Origin of the sequence: Sphingobium sp. (assembly GCF_035511395.1) — a bacterium.
Taxonomy (GTDB): domain Bacteria; phylum Pseudomonadota; class Alphaproteobacteria; order Sphingomonadales; family Sphingomonadaceae; genus Sphingobium.
Genome location: NZ_DATKFP010000297.1, coordinates 1 through 4,248 on the forward strand (window position 1 = coordinate 1; position 4,248 = coordinate 4,248).

Annotated in this window: 4 protein-coding genes; 2 read left to right on the forward strand and 2 right to left on the reverse strand. The window is 60.2% G+C overall.

The features are described 5' to 3' along the window. Window positions 1-87: 87 nt before the first annotated feature. Window positions 88-867, forward strand: coding sequence for a nucleoside triphosphate pyrophosphohydrolase (gene mazG, locus VMR39_RS20950; protein WP_325418720.1), 780 nt, complete (start codon window positions 88-90; stop codon window positions 865-867). Between the two features lie 230 nt (window positions 868-1,097). Here mazG and VMR39_RS20955 read toward each other — a convergent pair whose 3' ends face one another. Continuing rightward, window positions 1,098-2,177, reverse strand: coding sequence for a 2-hydroxyacid dehydrogenase (locus VMR39_RS20955; protein ID WP_325418713.1), 1,080 nt, complete (start codon window positions 2,175-2,177; stop codon window positions 1,098-1,100). A 211-nt stretch (window positions 2,178-2,388) separates the two neighbouring features. Here VMR39_RS20955 and VMR39_RS20960 point away from each other — a divergent pair, with 211 nt between their 5' ends. After that, a complete protein-coding gene (locus tag VMR39_RS20960; protein WP_325418715.1) occupies window positions 2,389-3,447 on the forward strand; it encodes a rod shape-determining protein in 1,059 nt (352 codons plus the stop codon). Window positions 3,448-3,772: 325 nt separating this feature from the next. On the opposite strand, the gene VMR39_RS20965 is transcribed toward VMR39_RS20960, so the two are convergent. Next, complete coding sequence (locus VMR39_RS20965) at window positions 3,773-4,141, reverse strand: WecB/TagA/CpsF family glycosyltransferase (protein WP_325418717.1); 369 nt, start codon at window positions 4,139-4,141, stop codon at window positions 3,773-3,775. Between the last annotated feature and the right edge of the window lie 107 nt (window positions 4,142-4,248).

A 4,248-nucleotide genomic window follows, 5' to 3' on the forward strand; every position in this document is an offset into this window, starting at 1 on the left:
AGGGAGTATATTCTTCGACATTCATGCTGGCTTTCCCCTTGCGCGGCGCTTATCGCTATGATCGTTCGCCGCAATACCAAGGTTCCCATGCCCCAAGCCAGCCCCGCCGATATCATGCCGCTCGCCAACGTCATGGCCCGGCTGCGCGATCCCGACACCGGTTGCCCATGGGATATTGAACAGGATTTCGCCTCCATCTCACCCTATACGATCGAGGAAGCCTATGAAGTCGCCGACGCCATCGAGCGCGGGGACATGGCGGCGCTGCGCGACGAACTGGGGGACCTCCTGCTGCAAGTAGCATTTCATAGCCGAATCGCTGAACAGGCGGGCCATTTCGCATTGCAGGACGTGATTGACGCCATCACTGAAAAGATGGTTCGGCGACATCCCCACGTCTTCGGCGAAGGGGCACGGCGAGAGGATGGTCATGCTCAATGGGAAATCATTAAGGCAGCAGAGCGCGCCGAGAAGGAGCCGGATCCGAGCGCGCTGGCGGGCGTCGCCAATGCCCTTCCCGCCTTGCTGCGTGCCGAGAAACTACAGAAGCGAGCGGCGCGTACCGGCTTTGACTGGCCCGACACGGTTGGCGCCATGGGCAAGATTGCGGAGGAACTGGACGAGGTGCGGGAAGCCGAGGGTCAGGAAGCGCGCGAGGAAGAGGTCGGCGACCTGCTTTTCGCCGTCGTCAACCTCGCGCGACATCTTAAAGTAGATCCGGAAAATGCTCTTCGGAAGGCGAATGCCAAGTTCGGTCGACGGTTCCGCGCCATGGAGCATATCGCGGGCGATAGCTTCGCCACCCTTTCGCTCGACGAGAAGGAAGACCTGTGGCAGCAGGCGAAGCGCTTGGAAAAATCCGCATGATCCGTCCCGTCACGACCGCGGCGAAGATGCAATCCAGGGAATATTGCGCCCGGTAATTCGCGCTGGAAATCCTTCATGACGCCGCGCGACGTGAGCCGCGAGGCCGTTTGTGCCCTCTGGCTTGCGCCGGAGCGACCGGTGCGCGTCGGGGAGGAATACAGGCGCATCCTCGGCGTCTTCCATGTGGGCACCAGTCAGACCGGTTGCGGAGCGCACGTTGCCAATGCCGGTCAGGCTGTGACGGAGAATGCTATCGGCCAACCGGCGACCACATAGATGCATTCGCGATATTCCGGACCCTTTATCCCAGCGGGCCGAACCGGATAAAGCGGCTTGCCATTTTCTTCAAACGCCGAGATGTTGGCGATCGTGGTTTCCGCGATAGCGGTCAGGGCTTCCTGCGTGAAGAACCCCTGATGCCCGGTAATCAGCACATTGGGAAAAGTCAAAAGCCGCGCGAAGACATCATCCTGGATCGGCTGGTCCGACAGGTCCGCGAAGAACAACCCTTCCTCCTCTTCATACACATCGAGTCCGACATAGCCGATCCGGCCATTTTTCAACCCATTGATCAGCGCGCGCGTGTCGACCACGGCACCGCGACTGGTGTTGATCAGCATGACATTCTCCTTCATCTGCGCAATAGCTGCCGCATCGACAAGATGCCGTGTCTCAGCGTTCAGGGGGCAATGGAGTGAGAGAATGTCGGACTGTTCCAGCAACTGTTTCCATGGCACATAGCGGCCGCCCACCGTGGCCAGTCCGGCTTCGTCCGGAAAGGGATCATATGCGATCACCTCGCAATCGAAACCGCGCATGATACGCGCGACATTCAGACCGATCTTGCCCGTGCCCGCGATGCCGACCGTCCGCCCCCGTAAGTCGAAACCCAGCAGACCGTCGAGCGCAAAATTCCCTTCTCGGATACGAGCATAAGCCTTGTGGATTTTTCGATTGAGCGTCAGGATCATCGCTACCGTATGCTCGGCGATGGCGTCGGGCGAATAGGCCGGAACGCGAGCGACGCTCAGGCCCAGTTGCGCCGCTGCGACCAGATCGACATGATTGAAACCGGCGCTTCGCAAAGCCAGCAAACGCACGCCTTGCTCGGCCAGCACTTCCAGCGTCGCGCTATCCAGCCGATCGTTCACAAAGACGCAGACAGCCTGATGCCCGGCTGCCAGCAGCGCCGATCTGGCGTCAAGCCGGGCATCCAGAAACGTCAATATATGCCGCCGAGTTGCTGCTGCATTGGCGTCGTCGAAGAAGCGCCGATCAAAAGGATGTGTACTGAAAACAGCGACTTTCAAGGCTTGGCTCCCATGGATCGACAGCAAGAGGGCGATGTTCGTGACGAGATCGATGGCAACGATCGCAGGTGATCCTCGCGATGCAACCGATTCGTGGTCCTTACCGCGCATTTCATGGGGTTGGAGGCAGGAAACTCCAACGGTCCCGCCAATGGGCCGCTCCAACGTGAGAATGTTGTGCTAGGGCGACGGGTGGGCAAAGCAGATATCCTTGAACACGCGCGGACGGACAGTGATAAAACGCCTATTTGCCTCTACCAATCACGGCATCGCCATCGATCTTGGCACCGTGAACACGGTCATTCACGTTCGCGATCGGGGCATTGTCCTCAACGAACCGTCCGTCATTGCCCTTGAAACGATCGGCGGCGTGCGCCGCGTCAAGGTCGTCGGCGACGAAGCCAAGCCGATGATGGGCAAGACACCGGCCAACATTCAAGCCATACGGCCGTTGCGCGATGGCGTTATTGCCGACATCGATGTCGCCGAACAGATGATCAAGCATTTCATGGCCAAGGCAATTGGCCGGAACGGACGGTTCGGCCGACGTCCGCAGGTCGTGATCTGCGTGCCATCAGGCTCCACGATGGTGGAGCGCCGCGCCATCCAAACGGCAACGATGAATGCCGGCGCTTCGCGCGTGCAACTGATCGACGAACCGATGGCCGCAGCAATCGGTGCGGGCTTGCCCGTCACCGAGCCGCGCGGCGCCATGGTTGTGGATATTGGCGGCGGAACCACCGAAGTGGCCGTGCTGTCGCTACAGGGTATTGCGTATAGCAGCTCCGTCCGGATCGGGGGCGACAAACTGGACGAGGCCATCTCTTCTCACATCAGGCGACATCACAATCTGATGATCGGTGAAATGACCGCCGAGCGGGTCAAACATGCCATCGGATCTGCAATCGTGCCAGTCGATGGCGGACGGTCCCTCAATGTGAAGGGGCGTGACCTGGTCAACGGTCGTCCTGCGGAAATCACCATCACCGAAGCGGAGATCGCCGACGCCTTAGCCGAAGGCGTGGGACAGATAAAATCTGCGGTCATGTCAGCCCTTGAGCAGACAGCGCCCGAACTGTCCGCCGACATTATAGACGAAGGCATCACTCTGACAGGAGGCGGCGCCCTGCTCGGTCAGCTCGATCAGGCTCTGTCCGAGCATACTGGCCTATCCGTCAGCGTGGCAGACAATGCCCTGACCTGCGTCGCGATGGGCGCAGGCAAAGCCTTGGAGGATCATGCCTATAGCGGCGTGTTGACAACGGCCTGATATGAGCCTGCCCCGGGTCAGTCACGCCTTGATCCTTGACGAGGCATCGACTGGTTAAACCACATCGACAGCATGCCGGTCGACAGTCTTCCTTCCCGATGCCTCAGCCGTCTTGGCGCTCCGGTGGCGTATCTGTCCCATAACGCATGCTGATGGTCGACCCTGCGATGTTATGGGCGTCGATCTGCAAGCGGCTGGAGGGACCGGCCATAAGCAGCCCAGTTGATCGGGATAGGTGCCATCGGTCAGACTATGGCCGGACACTTTAGCCCTCTCCGGATGTTTCCAGCTCATCTTTCCAGACGAAGCCCGGTCGTCGCCACCATCAGAACAGGCGGCCAGCATTGCAACGCCCAACAAGATAAAGCGGCGCGCATCCATGACCTCGATGATACTTCCCGAAGCGGTTGCCGGAGAACATGCTGGGGCGACGGCGATGACGCTGGGCCAGCCAGTGGCGGTAGATCGGCAATATGGCCGGTCCCTCGATCATATAGCGACGCCACAGGCGACGAGGGTTGGTCAGCAGGCGAAACAGCCATTCCATGCTGAGCAGTTGCATCCACTCGGGTGTGCGCCGCTGTTCCCCGGTCAGGAAATCGAGACTGGCGCCCACGCACAGAGCCGTGCCGGTCGCCCTGCCCGACCGTGCCACATGCCAGGCGAGCAATTCCTTGCGGAGAGCTAACGGCAAGGATGGCAAAGCGCGCCCGCGGATCGATCGCGAAATCGCGCGCCTCTGCAAAGGCCTGTGGACTGGCAACGAAGCCCATGGGCGGATTCAACCGGACGAAATCGGCC

What these genes read in the sequence shown, in the direction of transcription:
- mazG (WP_325418720.1), top strand. Translation starts at nt 88, where the DNA reads ATGCCCCAAGCCAGCCCCGCCGATATCATGCCGCTCGCCAACGTCATG.